Annotated in this window: 20 protein-coding genes and 1 tRNA gene; 19 read left to right on the top strand and 2 right to left on the bottom strand. The window is 69.1% G+C overall.

Annotated elements, in window-relative coordinates; genetic code table 11:
* Window positions 1–15: 15 nt before the first annotated feature.
* From AAF430_25610 to AAF430_25525, 18 genes are all read left to right on the top strand, one after another.
* Complete coding sequence (locus AAF430_25610) at window positions 16–213, top strand: hypothetical protein (protein ID MEM7413635.1); 198 nt, start codon at window positions 16–18, stop codon at window positions 211–213.
* A 39-nt stretch (window positions 214–252) separates the two neighbouring features.
* Window positions 253–912, top strand: a complete 660-nt coding sequence (locus AAF430_25605) for a CDP-alcohol phosphatidyltransferase family protein (GenBank protein ID MEM7413634.1) — start codon at window positions 253–255, stop codon at window positions 910–912.
* Complete coding sequence (locus AAF430_25600) at window positions 909–1,220, top strand: DUF1844 domain-containing protein (GenBank protein MEM7413633.1); 312 nt, start codon at window positions 909–911, stop codon at window positions 1,218–1,220. Before AAF430_25605 ends, AAF430_25600 begins: the two co-directional genes overlap by 4 nt.
* Window positions 1,221–1,230: 10 nt before the next feature.
* Window positions 1,231–2,106: a 4-(cytidine 5'-diphospho)-2-C-methyl-D-erythritol kinase gene (locus AAF430_25595; protein ID MEM7413632.1), complete on the top strand. Its 876-nt coding sequence runs from the start codon at window positions 1,231–1,233 to the stop codon at window positions 2,104–2,106.
* A 190-nt stretch (window positions 2,107–2,296) separates the two neighbouring features.
* Window positions 2,297–2,372, top strand: a tRNA-Gln gene (locus AAF430_25590).
* Window positions 2,373–2,446: 74 nt separating this feature from the next.
* Window positions 2,447–3,388 carry a ribose-phosphate pyrophosphokinase gene (locus AAF430_25585; GenBank protein MEM7413631.1) on the top strand — a complete coding sequence of 314 codons (942 nt, stop codon included), beginning with the start codon at window positions 2,447–2,449 and terminating at the stop codon, window positions 3,386–3,388.
* A gap of 61 nt (window positions 3,389–3,449) precedes the next feature.
* Window positions 3,450–4,124, top strand: a complete 675-nt coding sequence (locus tag AAF430_25580) for a 50S ribosomal protein L25 (protein ID MEM7413630.1) — start codon at window positions 3,450–3,452, stop codon at window positions 4,122–4,124.
* 69 nt (window positions 4,125–4,193) lie between these two features.
* Window positions 4,194–4,904, top strand: a complete 711-nt coding sequence (gene pth, locus AAF430_25575) for an aminoacyl-tRNA hydrolase (protein MEM7413629.1) — start codon at window positions 4,194–4,196, stop codon at window positions 4,902–4,904.
* Window positions 4,905–4,939: 35 nt separating this feature from the next.
* Entirely contained in the window at window positions 4,940–6,202 is a 1,263-nt protein-coding gene (locus AAF430_25570) for a Na+/H+ antiporter NhaA (protein MEM7413628.1), read from the top strand.
* Between the two features lie 130 nt (window positions 6,203–6,332).
* A complete protein-coding gene (locus AAF430_25565) occupies window positions 6,333–7,814 on the top strand; it encodes a PLP-dependent aminotransferase family protein (protein MEM7413627.1) in 1,482 nt (493 codons plus the stop codon).
* 61 nt (window positions 7,815–7,875) lie between these two features.
* Window positions 7,876–8,790 (top strand): pyridoxal 5'-phosphate synthase lyase subunit PdxS, encoded by a 915-nt coding sequence (gene pdxS / locus AAF430_25560; GenBank protein MEM7413626.1) that lies wholly within the window; start codon window positions 7,876–7,878, stop codon window positions 8,788–8,790.
* Between the two features lie 71 nt (window positions 8,791–8,861).
* Window positions 8,862–9,449 carry a pyridoxal 5'-phosphate synthase glutaminase subunit PdxT gene (gene pdxT / locus AAF430_25555; protein ID MEM7413625.1) on the top strand — a complete coding sequence of 196 codons (588 nt, stop codon included), beginning with the start codon at window positions 8,862–8,864 and terminating at the stop codon, window positions 9,447–9,449.
* A gap of 123 nt (window positions 9,450–9,572) precedes the next feature.
* Complete coding sequence (rpsF, locus tag AAF430_25550; GenBank protein ID MEM7413624.1) at window positions 9,573–10,148, top strand: 30S ribosomal protein S6; 576 nt, start codon at window positions 9,573–9,575, stop codon at window positions 10,146–10,148.
* Window positions 10,145–10,747 carry a 50S ribosomal protein L9 gene (gene rplI / locus AAF430_25545; GenBank protein ID MEM7413623.1) on the top strand — a complete coding sequence of 201 codons (603 nt, stop codon included), beginning with the start codon at window positions 10,145–10,147 and terminating at the stop codon, window positions 10,745–10,747. The genes rpsF and rplI overlap by 4 nt, the downstream gene beginning before the upstream one ends.
* Before the next feature lie 77 nt (window positions 10,748–10,824).
* A complete protein-coding gene (gene dnaB / locus AAF430_25540) occupies window positions 10,825–12,342 on the top strand; it encodes a replicative DNA helicase (GenBank protein MEM7413622.1) in 1,518 nt (505 codons plus the stop codon).
* A 116-nt stretch (window positions 12,343–12,458) separates the two neighbouring features.
* Complete coding sequence (locus tag AAF430_25535; protein ID MEM7413621.1) at window positions 12,459–13,613, top strand: serine hydrolase domain-containing protein; 1,155 nt, start codon at window positions 12,459–12,461, stop codon at window positions 13,611–13,613.
* A gap of 28 nt (window positions 13,614–13,641) precedes the next feature.
* Window positions 13,642–15,072, top strand: coding sequence for a UDP-N-acetylmuramate:L-alanyl-gamma-D-glutamyl-meso-diaminopimelate ligase (mpl, locus tag AAF430_25530; GenBank protein MEM7413620.1), 1,431 nt, complete (start codon window positions 13,642–13,644; stop codon window positions 15,070–15,072).
* Window positions 15,073–15,118: 46 nt separating this feature from the next.
* A complete protein-coding gene (locus tag AAF430_25525; GenBank protein ID MEM7413619.1) occupies window positions 15,119–15,787 on the top strand; it encodes a hypothetical protein in 669 nt (222 codons plus the stop codon).
* Here the strand turns inward: AAF430_25525 and thiD are convergent.
* A complete protein-coding gene (gene thiD / locus AAF430_25520) occupies window positions 15,784–16,557 on the bottom strand; it encodes a bifunctional hydroxymethylpyrimidine kinase/phosphomethylpyrimidine kinase (protein MEM7413618.1) in 774 nt (257 codons plus the stop codon). The genes AAF430_25525 and thiD overlap by 4 nt on opposite strands.
* Before the next feature lie 39 nt (window positions 16,558–16,596).
* On the bottom strand, window positions 16,597–17,643 hold the full coding sequence (locus tag AAF430_25515) for a hypothetical protein (GenBank protein MEM7413617.1): 1,047 nt from the start codon (window positions 17,641–17,643) through the stop codon (window positions 16,597–16,599).
* A 53-nt stretch (window positions 17,644–17,696) separates the two neighbouring features.
* Between AAF430_25515 and AAF430_25510 the strand changes: the two genes are divergently transcribed.
* Window positions 17,697–18,244: hypothetical protein (locus AAF430_25510; GenBank protein MEM7413616.1), on the top strand; the 548-nt coding region annotated here is incomplete at its 3' end.

Raw genomic sequence — 18,244 nt, 5'->3', positions numbered from 1 at the left:
AAAGGACCTCATTCGATGAACCGCAAGGCCCTTGCCGACCTCCGCAACGACCGACGCCTCTTGAACCGCCGTGGCTGGATGACCGCCGACGAGCGCGGCCAGCTGCTCGAGGGCCTGCCCGACGTCGGCGCCAAGAGCATGACGCTCGGCGACGCGACTGACGACCCCGCAGAGGAAGAGGCTCCGGCGGTTCCCCAGGCACCGCTCTCCTAGCGCCGGCCGCCCCGCGAGGGGCTCCGCCCCGGGATCGCCTTGATCAAATCGACGGTCGGACAGAACCTCGATGCGCTGATCCACCGGCTGTTTCCCTTTCTCTTCTGGGGACGGCTCGATCCGAACACGCTGACGGTCACCGGTGCGCTCGTGTCGACGGGCGCCGCCGCGGCGCTCGCGATGGGATCGCTCGTGCTGGGGGGGATCCTGATCCTCGTTGGCGGCTTCTTCGACCTCACCGACGGCGTGGTCGCGAGACACCGGGGCATCTCCACGCGCTTCGGCGGGTTCCTCGATTCCACCCTCGATCGCTGGGTCGACATGGTGCTGATGGCGGGCGCCAGCGTGCACTTCGCGCGCGAGGATGCGCTCATACACGTGGCCGGCTGCGGACTCGCCATGGCGGCGATGGTGTTGGTCTCGTACTCGAAGGCCCGGGCCGAGCTCGAGCTGCCCAGTTTCGAGATCGGCTGGATGGAGCGCGGTGAGCGCATCGGCCTGCTGGCCGCCGGCGCCATCCTCGGTTTCCTACCCTGGGCGGTCTGGGCCATCGCGCTCGGGAGCCTGGTGACCGCCTGGCAGCGGATCGACCACGCCCGACGCGAGATGGCGAAACTCGACGTCGAGGCGTCCGGAGCCCCGGCGCAACCCGCGGCTTCCGAGACCGCCGTGGGCGTCGACCAGGAGCCCGCGACATGAGCGATTCGGATCCGAACAAGGCCGGCTTCACCGTGCAGGACGCCGGCGAAGAGGGCGAGCTGCCGAAGATCGACTTCTCGACCTTCGTGCTGTCGCTGGCCACCTCGGCCATGGTCCATCTGGGCCAGGCACCGAATCCCGACGGCAGCGAGCCTCCGCCGCCGAACCTCCCCTTGGCCCAGCACACCATCGACACCCTCGAGATGATGCAGGCGAAGACCCAGGGGAACCTCTCGGACGAAGAGGCGAAGCTGCTGCAGAGCGTCTTGTACGAGCTGCGCATGGGCTTCGTGCGCGCGAAGGGCTGAAAGCCGCTCCGTGTCCCCTTCCTTTCATCTCGACGCACCGGCGAAGATCAATCTCGGGCTGCGGATCGTCGCGACGCGCGACGACGGCTATCACGAACTCGAGAGCCTGTTCGTGCCGCTCGATCTCGCCGACGGCATCGCACTCCAGGTCGAGCCCGCCGCACGCGTCGAGGTCTCGTTGCGGGTCGTGGGAGAAGCCGACGGGACGCCCGTCGGCGGAGACAACCTGGCGGCCCGCGCCGCGCGCTCTTTTCTCGAGCGGGCGCAGATCGACGCCCACGTCGAGATCGGTCTGACGAAGCACATCCCCGTGGCAGCCGGTCTCGGCGGCGGCTCCAGCGACGCGGCGACGGTGTTGCGCGGCCTGCGGCGCGCCTACCCGGACGCGCTGGAACCCGCGGTCCTCGAGAGCCTGGCCCTCTCACTGGGTGCAGACGTGCCCTACTTCCTGCGCCCGGAACCCGCCTGGGTCTCGGGGATCGGCGAGGTGCGGGAACCTGTGGGGGATCTCCCACCGCTGGGTCTGCTGCTCGCCAACCCGGGCGAGGCTCTGGCCACCGCCGAGGTCTATCGCGCCTACGACGCGCTCGAGAAGCCCGGCGCGTGCCCACCGCGGCCCGCCGACCTCGCCCAGACCGTCGGGGACGCTGGGGCGCTCCAGGCGCTGCTCCACAATGATCTCGAGGCGCCGGCCGTTCGGCTGTGCCCCCCGATCGGGCGCCTGCGCTCCGAGCTCGAGGCGCTCGAGCCGCGCGCGGTCGGGATGTCGGGCAGCGGCGCGACGCTGTTCGCCATCTTCCGCGATCGCAGCGCGGCCGCGGCCGCCGCGGAGCGCCTCGAAGGGCCCGAGCAGGGCTGGCAGCGGGTCGCGGCAACCCGGGATTGAGGATAATCTGCAGCGCTGGGGAGGCGCCCGGCCGCCCCGGCCTTGCCCCCGGTGGGGCCCCACCGCGGGGCATTCCTTTTGGGTGGGCACGGGCCTGGGAGCGACCAGAGTGCGGCGATCGGGGCGAACCGGTCACCACGAGGCTGCCGCTCCGAAGCTTCCTCCACGTTTCCCCTGAATTCCCCTTCGATGGGGCGTCGCCAAATTGGTAAGGCAGCGGCCTTTGGAGCCGCCATTTGTAGGTTCGAGTCCTACCGCCCCAGCCAAGCGGCCCGCTTCCGTTTCCTCACCCGAAAGCCCGCTCCGATTCGACGTCGGGCCGACCCCCGAGACCCACCGCATGAACGACCTCAAGCTCTTCACGGGCAACGCCAATCCGGATCTCGCCACGGCGGTGGCACGCTATCTCGACATCGACCTGGGGAAGGCGCTCGTCGGCACCTTCAGCGATGGCGAAGTCAACGTGGAGATCCAAGAGAACGTCCGCGGCTGCGACTGCTTCGTGATGCAGTCCACCTGCGCGCCAGCGAATACGCACCTGATGGAGCTGCTCATCATGGTCGACGCGCTGAGCCGCTCCTCGGCCCGGCGCATCACGGCGGTGCTCCCCTACTACGGTTACGCGCGTCAGGATCGGAAGGTGCGCCCGCGCCTGCCGATCTCCGCGAAGCTGGTCGCCGACCTGATCAGTACGGCCGGTACCCACCGGCTGCTCTGCATCGACCTCCACGCTGGACAGATCCAGGGCTTCTTCAACATCCCGGTGGACAACCTGTTCGCGACGCCGGTGCTGCTCGAGGCGATCCGCGATCGCTACGGGGACCAGCCGCTGACCATCATCTCGCCCGACGCGGGCGGTGTGGAGCGCGCCCGCGCCTACGCGAAGCGACTGAACGCCAATCTGGCGATCATCGACAAGCGGCGCGAAGCCGCCAACGTGTCGCAGGTCATGAACATCATCGGCGACGTCGAGGGACGGACCTGCGTCATCGTCGACGACATCGTCGACACCGCCGGCACGCTCACCGAAGCCGCCGGTGCCCTGAAAGACGCCGGCGCCGAGATGGTGTCAGCGGCGATCACGCACCCGGTGCTCTCGGGTCCGGCCATCAGCCGGATTCGCGATTCTTCGCTCACCGAGCTCGTGATCACCGACTCCGTGCCGCTCGGCGCGGAAGCGAAGGACTGCGAGCAGATCCGCGTCGTCAGCATCGCGCACCTCATGTCGGAAGCCATCCGACGCATCAACAACGAGGAGAGCGTCAGCTCTCTGTTCGTCTGAGCCGCGGCCCGAACGCCGCGTCCGGCCGCGCGCACCGCGTGCCGTCAGCAGGAGAAGATCCGTGTCCGATTTTCAGCTCGCCGTCGAGTCTCGAACGAGTACCGGCAAGGGATACACGCGCAAGCTGCGCGCCAGCGGCCGGGTACCGGGCGTCTGCTACAGCCCCACCCAAGAAGCCACGTCGATCGAGTTCGATCCGACGGTGCTCGAGACCATGCTGCGCAAGAGCGCGGCCGGCCTGAACACCCTGATCGACCTCTCGGGGGGCGGCCTCGACGGACAGGTGGTGCTCGTGAAGGAGCTGCAGCGCGACCCGGTGCGCGGCGATCTGCTCCACGCCGACCTCTACGCGATCGACGTGAACAAAGCCATTCAGGTGTCGGTGCGGGTGCAGGTGACCGGCACGGCGACGGGCGTCGCGCTCGACGGCGGCATCCTCGACATGGTGCTCCGCGAGATCGAGGTGAACTGCTTGCCGCGGGCGATTCCGGAGGAGCTTCCGGTCGACGTCACCGAGCTCGCTCTCGGCGACTCCATCCACATCCGCGACATCCCGCTGCCCGAGGGCATCGAGCTCGTCTCGGACCCCGATCTCACCGTGGTCTCCGTGGCGGCGCCGGCAAAGGCCGAGTCCGAAGCGGCTGCGGAAGAAATCGCCGAGGACGAGGCGGGCGCCGAAGCGGCGGCGCCGGCCGAAGGCGGCGGAGAGAAGAGCGAAGGCGGCGACGACTCCTAGCGGAGTGGCGGGAAATCTCCCGCCGCCGGGAGGCGAAGCCATGCGAGCGCGCTCGGGAATCACCGAGTCGTGGGAGCGGGACATCCGCCCCTCGCGATCGTGAAGGGCTGGTTCGCGCGTTGGCGAGAGCGCAGGCGCGGGCCCGCGCTGCCGCCGCCGTCCAAACTCGTCGTCGGGCTCGGCAACCCAGGCTCCGAGTATGTCGACACGCGCCACAACGTCGGCTTCCGAGTCCTCGAGCACTGGTCCGCGCGGGCCGGCTGGTCTGCGGAGGAAACGCGATTCCGTTCTCGTTACGGCGCGGGCTGGATCCAGCCCCCCGTTGACGAAGGGGATTCGTCGGCACCCCTGTGTGCCGCGGCCCTGTTGCCCCAGACCTACATGAACCGGTCCGGTGAAGCGGTCGTCCTGGCGCTCGAAGCGCTCGACATCGAGGACGTCTCCAGAGACGTCCTGCTCGTCTACGACGACGTCGACCTGCCTCTGGGACGCCTGCGATTGCGGCCGCGCGGCGGAGCCGGCGGCCACCGCGGACTGGTGGACATCTTCGATCGCCTCGGTCGGAGCGATCTGCCGCGCCTGCGCTTCGGCGTCGGGCGTCCGCCGGAGGGAATCTCCACCGCCGATCACGTGCTCGGCTCTTTTACCCAGCCCGAATCGGCGCAGCTGGGTCATCGACTGGACGTCGCGGCGGAGGCGCTCGATGTCGCACTTCATCAGGGCGTCACCGCAGCGATGAATCGGTTCAATCGAGAGCACAAGGCGGACGAAGTTGCTTGAACGCCCGAACCCTTTCCGGAGTAGTCTGAGCGACCATGAGTGACACCCCGCGACGCGGTTTCGTCAACCTGCTGCAAGAATTCTCGATCCCGCTCCTGGCGGGTGTCGCCGTGGCGATGATCGCCGCGAATACGGCGCCGGACTGGTACCACCACGCGGTTCACTGGAAGCCCTTCGGCGACCTGGCGATCTTCAACCACGTTCTCGATCTGCATTTCATCGTGAACGACATCTTCATGGTGTTCTTCTTCGGTATCGCAGCGAAGGAAATCACCGAAGCGTGTCTACCCGGCGGTGACCTGAACCCACCGGCGAAGGCCATGAACCCGCTGATCGCCACCCTGGGCGGCGTCTTCGGGCCGGTGGGCGTGTTCTTCCTCGGGCTGTCCCTGCTCTTCGCGGCAGGCGTCTACGAGACGGGCGTCGACGACTACGCGACGCTGGCCCGGGGCTGGGGGGTTCCGACCGCAACCGATATCGCCCTCGCCTGGTTGGTGGCCCGCGCCGTCTTCGGCACCGGGCACCCCGCCGTGAACTTCCTGCTGCTCCTGGCGGTGGCCGACGACGCGATCGGCCTCGTGATCATCGCGATCTTCTACGGCGATCCGAACAACCCCGCAGCTCCCGAGTTCCTGGGCCTGGTGCTGCTCGGCATGGCCGTCGCCTTCGTGCTGCGGCGCATGGGCGTGAACAACTGGATCCCCTACATCGCGATCGCCGGACCGCTCTCGTGGTCCGGGTTGATCCTGGCCCATCTGCACCCGGCGCTCGCGCTCTGCTTCATCGTGCCCTTCCTGCCCGGACCGCGGCGCGACCTCGGCATGTTCACCGAGGAGGACGAGATCGACAAAATGGGCGAGGAGCTGGCCCACGATCTCCACATGGACCACTCGGCGCTCCACAACTTCGAGCACCAGCTCAAGCTGTTCGTCGACTTCGGGCTGTTCTTCTTCGCCTTCAGCCAGGCGGGGGTCGCGTTTGCCGACATCGGCCCGATGACCTGGTTGATCCTGGGATCGCTGGTGGTCGGCAAGACCATCGGCATCACCTTCTTCGGCTGGGCCGGCGTGATGCTGGGCTTCCCCTTGCCCGACCGGATGGGCTACCGCGAGCTGATCATGGCCGGCTACATCGCCGCGCTCGGGTTGACGGTCGCGCTCTTCGTGGCCTCGGCCGCCTTCACCGACCCGGTGCTGCTCGGCCAGGGGAAGATGGGCGCGCTCTTCACGGGCTTCGTGGGGATCACCGCCCTGGCGATCGGCGGGGTCCTGCTCGGGCCCCGCGAGAACCGGAAGTAGCCCCGAAGAATCCCGGCTGCCGCGGAGGCGGATCCGCGGATTGTCCGGTCGACAATCGCCGAAATTGACCTGATTCTTGCGGCCAATTGGAGGATTGGCAGGTCGATAGCAGCCCGCTAGCCTGCGGAGCGTGCGAATCGACTGGCAAAAGGGCGAATCGTCCGGCGGTCTTCCGGTCTACCAGCAGATCGCGGGCGCGGTGCGCGAAGCGATCGCCAGCCAGGGGCTGGGATCCGGGCACCGGCTGCCCACCATCCGCGACCTGGCGAGCCAGCTCGGGGTCCACCGCGACACGATTGCCACCGCCTACGAATCCCTCGCTTCGGAGGGCGTCATCGAATCCGCCGTGGGGCGCGGCACCTTCGTCGCCGACGCCGGCCTCGAGTCGTCCACCGCCACCTCGTTCACGCCGGTCCTGGCGCCGGCGGTCGAACGGCTGATGGCCTTCGAGCGCGCGCGGCCGCGCTTCGGCATCGCCCGCGACGCCATCGCACTCCACGCCCTGGTTCCCGACCCCTCCCTGTATCCGGCCGACGCCTTCCGGAAGGCGTTCAACCGCGCGCTCGTCCAGGGCGGTCCGGAGCTCTTGCTCTACGGAAGCCCGGAAGGACACCCCGGCCTGCGCGAGACCCTGGCGGCGCGCATGACCGCCGCCTCGCTCCCGGTGTCGGCCGAAGATCTCGTGCTCTGCCACGGTGCCAGCCAGGGCATCGCCCTCGCACTGCGTTTGTTCTGCGCGCCCGGGGACGTCGTCGCCCTAGAGGAGCCCACCTACAACAACGTGCTCGGCGCGGCCCTGGCCCTCGGGCTGCGCACGACCCCGGTACCGATGCGCGACGACGGCGTGGACCTCGCGGCCCTCGAAGCCACGTTGGCGCGCCCCGAGGTCAAGGCGTTCTACACGATGCCGACCTTCCACAACCCGCTGGGCACGACGACGTCGCTCGCCCATCGGCGCCGTCTGCTCGACATCGCCCAGCAGACGAAGGTCCCCGTCATCGAAGACGGCTACGAGATGGACCTGCGCTTCGCCGGCCAGGCGGCTTCGCCGCTCGCAGGCCTCGACCCGAGCGGCAGCGTCGTCCACCTCTTCTCGTTCTCGAAGTCGCTCTTCCCCGGTGCACGGGTGGGCGCGATCTCGGCCCGCGGGCGTCTGCGCGACGCGCTCCTCGCCCTCAAGCAGGCCAGCGATCTCTCGGACGCGCTGCCGCTGCAGGCGGCCCTCGCCGAGTTCGTCGGCTGCGGCGAGTACGACCGGCACCTCGGTCGACTGCGCCCCGTCTTGCGCCAACGTCGCGACGCTCTGCTCGAAGCGCTGGCGAAGTACCTCCCCGAAGGCTCGCGCTGGACCGAGCCCGAAGGCGGCTACCAGGTCTGGGTGGAGCTCGGCGGAGACCTCGACACCCGCGACCTGCTCGCCGACGCGGTCGCGGCCGGCGTGCTCTTTGCGCCGGGAGCCCAGTTCCATCACGACGGTAGGCGCTCGAGCGGCATGCGCCTCACCTTCGCGATGGCCGACGAGAAGCGCCTGGAGGCGGGAGTCGAACGCCTCGCTCGCGTCCTCGATGCCCATCGCCGCGGCGGCAATGCCACCGCGAACGCACCGGTCTGAACGACCGGCCTTCCTTCCACGAACCCAACGCCTGACCCCAGGCACCCACAGGAGACACGACATGTCCCAAGAGAACGGCAGCGGAAACGACCGCCGCGACGCCCAGTCCTTCGAGATCAAGGTCGGCCTGGCCGAGATGCTCAAGGGAGGCGTCATCATGGACGTCACCAACCCGGACCAGGCGAAGATCGCCGAAGAGGCCGGCGCCGCCGCGGTGATGGCCCTGGAACGCGTGCCCGCCGACATTCGCAAGGAAGGCGGCGTCGCCCGCATGTGCAGCATCGAGGTGATCGAGGGCATCCAGCGTTCGGTGTCGATCCCGGTGATGGCGAAGGTCCGCATCGGCCACCTGCTCGAAGCCCGCGTGCTCGAGACCCTCGGCGTCGACTTCATCGACGAGAGCGAAGTCCTCACGCCGGCCGACGAGGAGCACCACGTCTCGAAGCACGAGTTCCGCTCGCCCTTCGTGTGTGGTGCGCGGAACCTCGGCGAAGCGCTGCGCCGCATCGGCGAAGGGGCGGCCATGATCCGCACCAAGGGCGAGGCCGGCAGCGGCAACATCGTGGAAGCCGTGCGTCACCTGCGCTCGGTGATGGGCGAGATTCGCGCCCTCGGTGCGCTGCGACCCGAAGAGCTGAATACGCGCGCGAAGGAGCTGCAAGCGCCGGTGGAGCTGGTGACCCGCGTCGCCCGTGAGGGACGACTGCCGGTCCCCAACTTCGCGGCGGGCGGCATCGCGACGCCGGCCGACGCGGCGCTCTGCATGTCGCTGGGCGCCGAGGCCGTGTTCGTCGGATCGGGCATCTTCAAGAGCGACGACCCGGCGGCCCGCGCCCGCGCCGTCGTGCGGGCGACCACCCACTGGCAGGAGCCGGAAGAGGTGCTCGCCGCGAGCCGGGGCCTGAAGGACGCCATGCCCGGTATCGAGATGGAAACCCTCGCCGAGCACGAGCGGCTGGCGAACCGGGGCTGGTAGCGGTTGCGCGCGGCGGTGCTTCGGCGCCGCCGCGCCGGCACGGCATCTCCGGGACGAACGAACGACGAGACATGACGCGAACAGCGACGAAACGCATCGGCATCCTCGCGGTCCAGGGCGACGTCGAGGCCCACGCCCAGGCGGTCGCGCGGGTCAGGGCCGAAGCCGTCCCGGTGCGTGGCGCGAAGGCCCTCGACGGGATCGACGCGCTGATCCTGCCCGGGGGCGAGTCCACCACCATCTCGAAGGGCCTCGACCGGCTCGGGCTCTACGAGCCGCTCCAGGCCTTCGCCGAGAGCGGTCGCCCCGTACTCGGCACCTGTGCCGGCGCGGTCCTCCTGGCCCGGGAGGTCGAAAACCACCCGGTCCGCAGCCTCGGCCTGCTCGACGTAGTGGCCGCCCGCAACGCGTATGGCACCCAGGTCGACTCGTTCGCGGCGCCCGCCGAGGGCGGGCCCTGGGACGGCATGCGCTGCGTCTTCATCCGAGCGCCCCAGCTGCGGCGTCCGGGCGAGGGCGTCGAGGTTCTGGCCCGGGTCGACGGTGCCCCGGTCGCGATCCGCCAGGGGAACGTCTGGGCCACGACCTTCCACCCGGAGCTCACCGCCGAGACCCGCGTCCACCAGGCGCTGGTCGACGCCGCTCTGGACCTCTGCTAACCCTTCGGCCCCCGGGGCGGACGCGAGGTCTGCCCCTTTTTTCCTCGGCCCGGTCCTCCCGCGCAGCGCGCTGGCCATCCGGGCCCGGAGCCGGCACCCCCGGTGCTCCGTCCAGGAGGGATCGTGCGCGAGTACGAGTTCACGTTCGTCGTTCAGCCCGAGATTTCCGACGAGGGGATCGAGGCGATCAACCAGCGCTTCGAGGGCATCCTCGCCGAGAACGACTCGGAGAAGCTCTTCTACGAGGATTGGGGCCGCCGCCGACTGGCCTACGAGATCCAGAACTTCCAGAAGGGCCACTACCAGGTGCTGCACTTCCTGTCGGAAGGCGCCGTGGTGCCTGCGCTCGAGCGCGTCGCGCGGCTCGACGACTCGATCCTCCGGTTCCTGACCGTGCTGGCGAGCGAGGACGTCGCCGACCTCGATGCCCGCCGCGCCGAAGCCGTGGGGTTCGAGGAAGACCGGGTCAAGCGCGCCGCCGAGAAGGCTGCCCGAGACGCCGAGGAAGCCGCCCGGGCCGCCGAAGAGGCCGCCGCCGCCGCGAAGGCTGCGGAAGCAGCGCCGGCTCCCGAGCCCGCCGCCGAACCCGCTCCCGAGCCCGCTGCCGAGGAGGCTCCGGCCGCTGAAGAGGCACCGGCGGAAGCCGCTGCCGAGCCGGCCGCCGAGAGCGCCCCGGCCGAAGATGAGACCACGTCGTGAGCCAGGTGCAGCTCATCCTGGTCGAGTCCATCCACAACCTCGGTGAAGCCGGCGACCTCGTGAAGGTGAAGCCCGGGTTCGCCCGCAACTATCTCCTCCCCCAGGGCAAGGCCATCCTCGCGACGGCCGGCAGGGTGCAGGAACTCGAACACAACAAGCGCATCGCCGAGGAGAAGGCGGCCCGCGAGCTCACGAGCCTGAAGGCCGTGAAGAAGCAGCTCGAGGGCCTCGATCTCCAGATCGGCGCGCGTGCTGGCGATGGCGGCAAGCTCTTCGGTTCGGTGACGGCCGCCAACATCGCCGAGAAGGTCGAAGAAGCGGGCATTCCGATCGACCGGCGTCGCATCGACCTGCGTGACCCGATCAAGGAAGTCGGCGAGCACAAGGTCACGGTCAAGCTGCTCCGCGAGCTCTCGGCCGAGCTGACGGTCAAGGTGATCGGCGAAGGCGGTCCCGCCATCGACGACGACGATGTCGAGGACTTCGACGACCGCTCGCGCCGTCGCGAGCAAGACGAGGACGCCGAGGCGGACGCCCAGGAAGAAACGGCGTCTTCCGACGCTGCGTCCGACGGAGACGCCGCTTCCGACGCGGGATAGCGGCCCCCGCCCGCGAGCAGGCTTGGTAAGATCTCTCTCCGTTCGGCACGAGAACCGAGCGGTAGGGGGGACTTTTCGTGGCCGAGTCCATCGGACCGGATCTGGTCGAGCCGCGCACGAACGCACGCGCCGACATCGGACGCGTTCCGCCGCACGATCTCGAAGCCGAGAAGGCGGTCCTGTCCGCGCTGCTCATCGAGAACACCGCGATCCACGTCGTGCTGAACGAAGTGGCGCCGGACGACTTCTATCACCCGTCCCACCAGCAGATCTACAAGGCAATGCTCGCGCTCCAGGACGAGAACGAGCCCGTCGATCTGCACACGCTCTCGGACTACCTGAACGCGGCGAAGAAGCTCGATCACGTGGGCGGTCTCGTCTACCTGTCCGAGCTCTCCGACTACGAAGCGACCGCCGCGAACGTCGTGCACCACGCGCGCATCGTCCGCGACAAGGCGATCAAGCGGAATCTGATCCGCGTCGCCAGCGAGATCACCGAATCCAGCTTCGAGGAGGACGGCCGCGCTGAGACGCTCCTCGACGCCGCCGAGTCGAAGATCTTCGAGCTCGGCCAGGCCGAGGCGCGCACCACCTTCACGTCCCTCGACTCGGGCCTCCACGACGCGATGGACCACGTCGACATGCTGATGCGCAGCAGCGGCGAGCTCACCGGCGTCCCGACGGGGTATTCGGACCTCGACGCCGACACCGGCGGGCTCCAGCCCGGCGAACTGATCATCGTCGCGGCGCGGCCCAGTATGGGAAAGACCGCCCTGGCGTTGAACCTGGCGCGCAACGCGGCGCTCGACCACAGCCGCAAGGTCGCGGTCTTCTCGCTCGAGATGACGAAGCGCTCGCTGATCCTGCGACTGCTGGCCTCGGAAGCGCGCGTCAACTTCACCAACTTCCGCAAGGGCTACGGCAATGCCGATGCCTACAAGCGCATCCAGCAGGCAGCGAACAAGCTGTCGAACGCGAACATCTGGATGGACGACAGCGGCACGATCACGATCCTCGAGATCAAGGCGAAGTGCCGCCGGCTGCATTCCGAGCACGGCCTCGACCTCGTGATGGTCGACTACCTCCAGCTCGCCCACGGCAACACGCCCACCCAGCGCAAGGACCTCGAGATCGCCGAGATCAGCCACGGGCTCAAAGCACTGGCGAAGGAGCTCGACGTCCCGGTGATCGCGCTCTCCCAGCTCAACCGGGGCCCGGAACAGCGCGACCCGGACAAGCGCCGCCCGAACATGGGCGACCTGCGGGAATCGGGTGCGATCGAGCAGGACGCAGACGTCATCGCGTTCATCTATCGCGACGAGGTCTACAACCCGACCGAAGAGAACCACGGTCTGGCCGAGCTGATCATCGCGAAGCAGCGCAACGGGCCGACGGGCACGATCCGACTCCAATTCGACGGTCAGTACGCGAAGTTCAGCGACCTCACCGACCAGCGACGCAGCGAAATGGGCTTGCCCGAGACGCCGGGCTTCGGCGGCGACGAAGCCCCGCAGCCCGAGGCCGGCGGCAGCTTCGTCGTCGACCCGGACGCCGACTTCATCGGCGGGCCGGCGGGGGACGACTTCGAGTATTGAGTCTCCGCCCGAGCAGCGAGCCGCGCGACGCGCCTCCGCCTTCGAAGAGCGGTCCTCGGAGCGCCCCACAGCGCAACGGCGGCGCTACCATCCACCGTCGGGGGGTTTCGATACACGTGAAGTGGAGTCTGATTCGTCGCAAGCTCGAGCGTGTCGACCGTGCCATCGACAAGGCCATCGGACGCGCCGAGATTCCGGGGGCCGTCGTCCTCGCACGCATGCCGCGCGAGGGCGAGGTCATCGAGCACGTCTCGGTCCGCGGCCTGGCCGTGGTACGCCCGGAGCGCATTCCGATGAGCCGCGAGACGATCTTCGATCTCGCCTCGCTCACGAAGCCACTGGTCACGACGACCACCCTGATGCAGCTGGTGCACGAGGGCAGCGTCGACCTGGACGCTCCGGTCGCGAAATTCCTGCCGACCTTCGCCGAGCGTGACAAGGAAGCGGTCACGATCCGCCACCTCCTGACCCACAGCGCGGGGCTGAAGCCCTGGCGCGCGTTTCACGAGCTCCTCGTCGAACGCGAGCAAAAGACCGGAGAACGCTGGCTCGGCACCGCGACGGGGCGCGAGTTCGTGATCGAGCGCATCGTGCGCTCCGGACTGGTCCACGAGCCCGGAGCCGCCGCGGTCTACGGCGACCTCGACTTCATCACCCTGGGCGCCGTCGTCGAAGCCGTCACCCAACAGCGCCTCGACGACGTGTTCCGCGAGTGCGTGGCCGAGCCCCTCGGTCTCAGCGACACCTTCTTCATCCCCCTCGAAGAGGGATCCGAGCTGCCCGACCCCCTGCGACGCCGGGTCGCCGCCACAGAGAACTGCGCGTGGCGGGAGCGCATCCTCTGGGGGGAAGTCCACGACCCCAACGCCTGGTCGATGGGCGGCGTGGCCGGCCACGCCGGCCTCTTCGCTCCGGCCGACGCGGTGATGCGCTTCGCCCAGGCCTGGCTCGACGTCTGGCACGGGCGCAGCGATGTCCTACCGCAGGAGGCGGTCCGCGCCTTCAGCGAACGCCAGCAGCTGCCGAAAGGATCGGACTGGGCCCTCGGTTGGGACACCCCCACCGAAGGCCAGTCGTCGTCGGGGAAGCACTTCTCGGTTCAGTCGATCGGGCACCTGGGCTTCACGGGGACGTCACTCTGGATCGACCTCGAGCGCGAGGCCATCATCGTCATGCTCACCAATCGGGTGCACCAGGTCGCGAAGAAGAGCCGCTTCGAGCTGCGTCCGATCGTGCACGACCTGATCATGGAAGGCTTCCTCGCCGAGTGAGTTCCCGCGAGTGGGTCGTGGAGATCGCGTGAAGAACGAAGCGCCGCGCAGCGTTCACTTCGTCGCCATCGGCGGTACGGGCATGGGGAGCCTCGCGGGCCTGCTCCATGCGCGCGGCCTGCGCGTCACGGGATCCGACGACCAGCTCTACCCGCCGATGAGCACGCTGCTCGAAGGCTGGGGCATTCGGGTCCACGAGGGATTTCGCGCCGAGAACGTCGCCGCCGAGGATCCCGACCTCGTGGTGATCGGCAACGCGGTGCGGCCGGACAACCCGGAGGCGAAGGCCGTGCTCGACGAGGGCCTGCCCTACCGGTCTTTCTCGGACGCCCTCTACGAACTGGCGATCGCCGGAAAGCACTCGGTGGTCGTGACCGGCACCCACGGCAAGACCACGACCACCAGCCTGGTGGGCTCGGTCCTGATGCGCACCGGCTGCGATCCGTCGCTGCTCGTGGGCGGCCACGCCCTCGACTTCGGCGGTTCCTTCCGCGAGGGCGACGGCGAACACTTCGTCGTCGAAGGCGACGAATACGACACCGCCTTCTTCGACAAGACGCCGAAGTTCCTCCACTACCACCCGCAGACGCTGGTGATCACGTCGGTCGAGTTCGACCACGCCGACATCTATCGCGACCTCGACCACGTGAAGGACGCCTTCCGCACCCTGCTGCGCCAGATGCCCGAAGACGGCACGGTGATCGCAGCGGTGGGTCACGAGGGGGTCGCCGACGTCGTGCGCGACGCGCGCTGCCGCGTCGTGGGCTACGGCGTCGGGGCGAACCGCTCCCTCGACTACGCCGCCACCGACCTCGAAGCCACCGAAGAAGGCACCCGCTTCCAGCTCCGGCGCCCGGGCCAGCCGGGCACAGCGTCTCTGGTCCCGCTCTACGGGGATCACAACCTCGAGAACGCAGTCGCCGCCGTGGCCGTCGCCACGGAGCTCGGCGTCCCCTTCGAGGGGGCGATGGCCGCGCTGATGGGGTTTCGCGGCGTACGACGTCGACTCGAGGTGCGCGGCGAGGCGGCGGGCGTGACCGTGCTCGATGACTTCGCCCACCATCCGACGGCCGTCGCCGCGACGCTCACCGCCGTGCGCGCCCGCTACCCCGGCCGTCGCATCGTGGCGATCTTCGAACCGCGCACGAACACCAGCCGCCGCAAGGTGTTCCAGCAGCAGTACGCCGAGGCCTTCGACGCCGCCGATCGCATCGTGATCCGCGAGGTCCCGGACACGCCGATCTACAGCGCAACTGGCGAGGTGACGGAGAAGTTTTCGGCCGCACAGCTGGCAGCCGATCTCGAAGACCGAGAGCTCGTGGCCGAGGCCATCTCCGACGTCGACGCGATCGTGGACCACGTCGTAGCCGAAGCCGCTCCCGGCGACGTCGCCGTCGTCATGAGCAACGGCGCCTTCGACGGCATCTGGGAGAAGCTGCTCGCCGCCCTCGAGGCCTGAGCCGAAGTCGAGTCAAGCCCGCGCTGCGGCCCGTCGAAGCACGAACATGGCCGCCGGAGCGATTCTCGGGACGCTGGCCGCGCTGCTCCAGTTTCTGGGCACGGTGGCCCTGGCGCGCTGGGTGCGAACGCCGATCCGCCTCAAGCCCAGGCCCGCCCGCGCGCTCTATTCCCGGCGCCTGCAGGTGGCCCAGATCGCCCACCTGCTGTCGGTCGTCGGATGGGTGGCGGGCCTCAGCTACGGGTTCGAGGCCTTCGAAGCCTCCGAGCAAGCCGAGATCCTGGTGCTCCAATTCGGGATCGTGTGGTCCGCCCTGAGCCTGGCGAACGTCGAGGAGTTCGTGTTCTCGCGGAAGGACCCCTCCGTCGCGAACTTCTTCTGGTGGGATCGACGTCGGTTCGGTTTCGCGCTCGCGGGTGCCGCTCCACTCGGGGCACTCCTCGCGACCATGGCGACCCTGGGCTCGCCGCCGTGGATGAGTGAAGCGATCCAGGCCCGATTCGGCCTGACGCTGGCGCAGGCGGACGTCTGGACGGGCCTCGTCGGCGCCTTCGGCTTCTTCCTGGGAGCGGTGATCTCGCTCCTCTTCCCCTGGTTCGCCCTGCGTTTCTTCGCGGGACTCTCGAGGGACGAGACAGCCGAACTCTTCCGCGCGGCCGGTCTCTACCCGACACCGCGGCCCCGATCGCGTCGGACCTTCTACCCCGCCCGCTAGTAGACCAGGAAGTGCTCCTGGGCGTTGCGGAGCGCCTTCTGCACGAAGCGCCGGCCGCCCTCGACGGCCTCGGGAAGTGCAACGCCACGTGCGAGCAAGGCCGTGATCGCCGACGCGAGCGAACACCCCGTGCCGTGCACCGGGCCCGTCTCGACGCGTTCGCCGTCGAGCCAATGGAAGCTGACGCTGCCGCCGCTGCGCAGAGCGAGCAGGTCGTCCGGGCTACCGTCGCGGTGGCCGCCCTTCACCAGGGCAGCGCCAGCGCCCATCCCCGTCACGAGCGCGGCGGCCGCGGCCTCGACCCCCTCGCGGGTGGAGACGTCGCTGCCCGTGAGCGTCGCAGCTTCCGGCAGGTTCGGCGTCACGAGATGCGCGCGGCCGATCAGGTCCTGCAGCGTCCCGTAGGCTCGGCGCTCGAGCAACGCGCTGCCGTCGCTCGCGAAGAGCACGGGGTCGATCACGATCGGCGTGCGCTTCTCGGGATCGAGCAGGTCCATCCCCAGATCGACGCTGCGCGCGACGTCGTCCGTCGCGAGTGCGCCGATCTTGACGGCATCCGGGGGCACGCTCCTCAGCAGCGCGCGCAGCTGATCGAGCACGACGTTCGGAAACGCCGGCAACATCTGGTGCACCTTCGTCGGGTCTTGGACGGTCAGGGCCGTGACCACCGCCATACCGTGGACACCGTTTGCGCGGAAGACCTGGAGGTCGGCTTGCAACCCGGCGCCCCCCGTCGGGTCGGAGCCGGCGATGCTGAGTGCTTTCTGCATGGCGCGGAGACTATCGCAACGTCTGCGCCCGACGACGCGCTAGTCGATGACGGCGTCCAGCATGCGCTCGACGAGAGCCGCGCCCACCCAGGAGAAGAGCGGGATCCCGACGTAGAGCGCCAGGCGCCCGAGGGTCGATGCGTCGATCGGCCACTCGGGGACCGCCTCGACGAAGCGCCGCCAGGCCAGCAGATCCGCGAGGCCCGGGGCCTCGCGCGCACCGATCAGCGAGCCGTCGAGGGCGCCCGCTTCGCCGCGGATCGCGGCGTCCACCCGCCCCAGCTCGGCGCGCTTCGCCTCGCGCAGTCGATCCCGGATCCCGCGCAGGGGCCGCAGCAGCAGGGTGAGGTTCTGGACGACGACCACGGTGCCCAGCACCGCGATCGCGATCCAGAAGTCGGCGTCGACGAGATTCAGCGCGAGGAAGGTGACGAAGATGGCGCCCGGAACCGTCGAGCGAAGGCCCTGGCGGGTGAACGGCAGCCAGGACTCCCGTCGCAGCAGGTCGACCCGTTCCACCGAGCCCGCCAGCGCGGCGAAGGTGCGCGCGTCGGCCTGGACCCGGTAGATCAAGACACCGCCCCAGAACGCGGCGAACGCGCCGGTCACCCAGTGCCACGCCTGCCAGATGCCCCAGTAGTCGGGACCGAAGTAGATGCTCGGATTGCCGTCGACGAGCGATGCGACGAAGGGGACGAGCGCGAAGCCGGTCAGGCCGAAGAACAGCGCGCGCTGGAGATCCGGGGCGCCCTCTCGCCACACCTCGGTCGGGAAGCCCTCGGGCCACAGGTCCGAGGCCGCGAGCGCGTCGAGGTTCCGCCGCGTACCGAGTTCGTGGTATCGAAGCGCGGTCGGCGTGGTGACGGCGAGCAGCGCCAGGAGCACGGCGATGCGACCGTCCCGGTGCTGCCACCAGGAGAGCCCACGCGACGCGAGCACCTCGAAGGCGCCGCTCCATTCGGCCGCGAGCGTGAGGATCCCGACCAGCAGCGCTGCACAAAGCGCCCCGACCGCGAGCGGCGGCAGCGGAATGCGCCCGTAGAAGCCGTCCGACCAGAGACGGCCTGCGACTGCAGTCTCGCTCATTCCTGCACAGGCTAGCAGGGAACGGAACCCCGCCTCGGGCTAGTCTCGGACCGATGCCCCGACCTCGTACGCTCTTTGCGCTCCTCCCGATGGTCTTGCTCCTCGTCGCGCCGCCCGCGCTCGCGGAGGAAGAAGAGACGCTCCACACCTGGTACGCCCAGGCTCTCGCGCGGGGCGGCGCGGGCCTCAACGTCTCCCACTTCTGGTCGAAGGGGTCGAAGTTGCGGGCCGAGACCGTCGTGGCCGGCCACAAGATCATCACCATCGTGAACGGTGAGAAGTACTACGCCTACGACGGACTCACCCTCGAAGGGCTGGCGATCGAGCGCGAGCCCGCCGTCGTGGCCGAAGACCGGACCGATCGCCGACCCTTCGGCAACGAGTACGCGATCCTCGTCGAGCAGGGCGCCGAGGTGGTCCGCGAAGAGCAGCTGATCGGGAGGCCCGCGGTGGTCCTGCGCATCACCGACGGGGCCGGTCGCCGGGAGCTGTGGGTGACCCAGGACGAGGCGCGCATCCCCGTGCGTCTCGAGATCTTCGACCGCCGCACGGCCGAGCGGCGCGTCACGGACTACGTGAACTGGCAGAGCGAGCTACCGAT

The sequence above is a fragment of the Myxococcota bacterium genome (assembly GCA_039030075.1).
Classification (GTDB): domain Bacteria; phylum Myxococcota_A; class UBA9160; order UBA9160; family SMWR01; genus JAHEJV01.
Note: the sequence above shows the minus strand (reverse complement) of the source record. Positions and strands in the feature narration are given on the sequence as shown.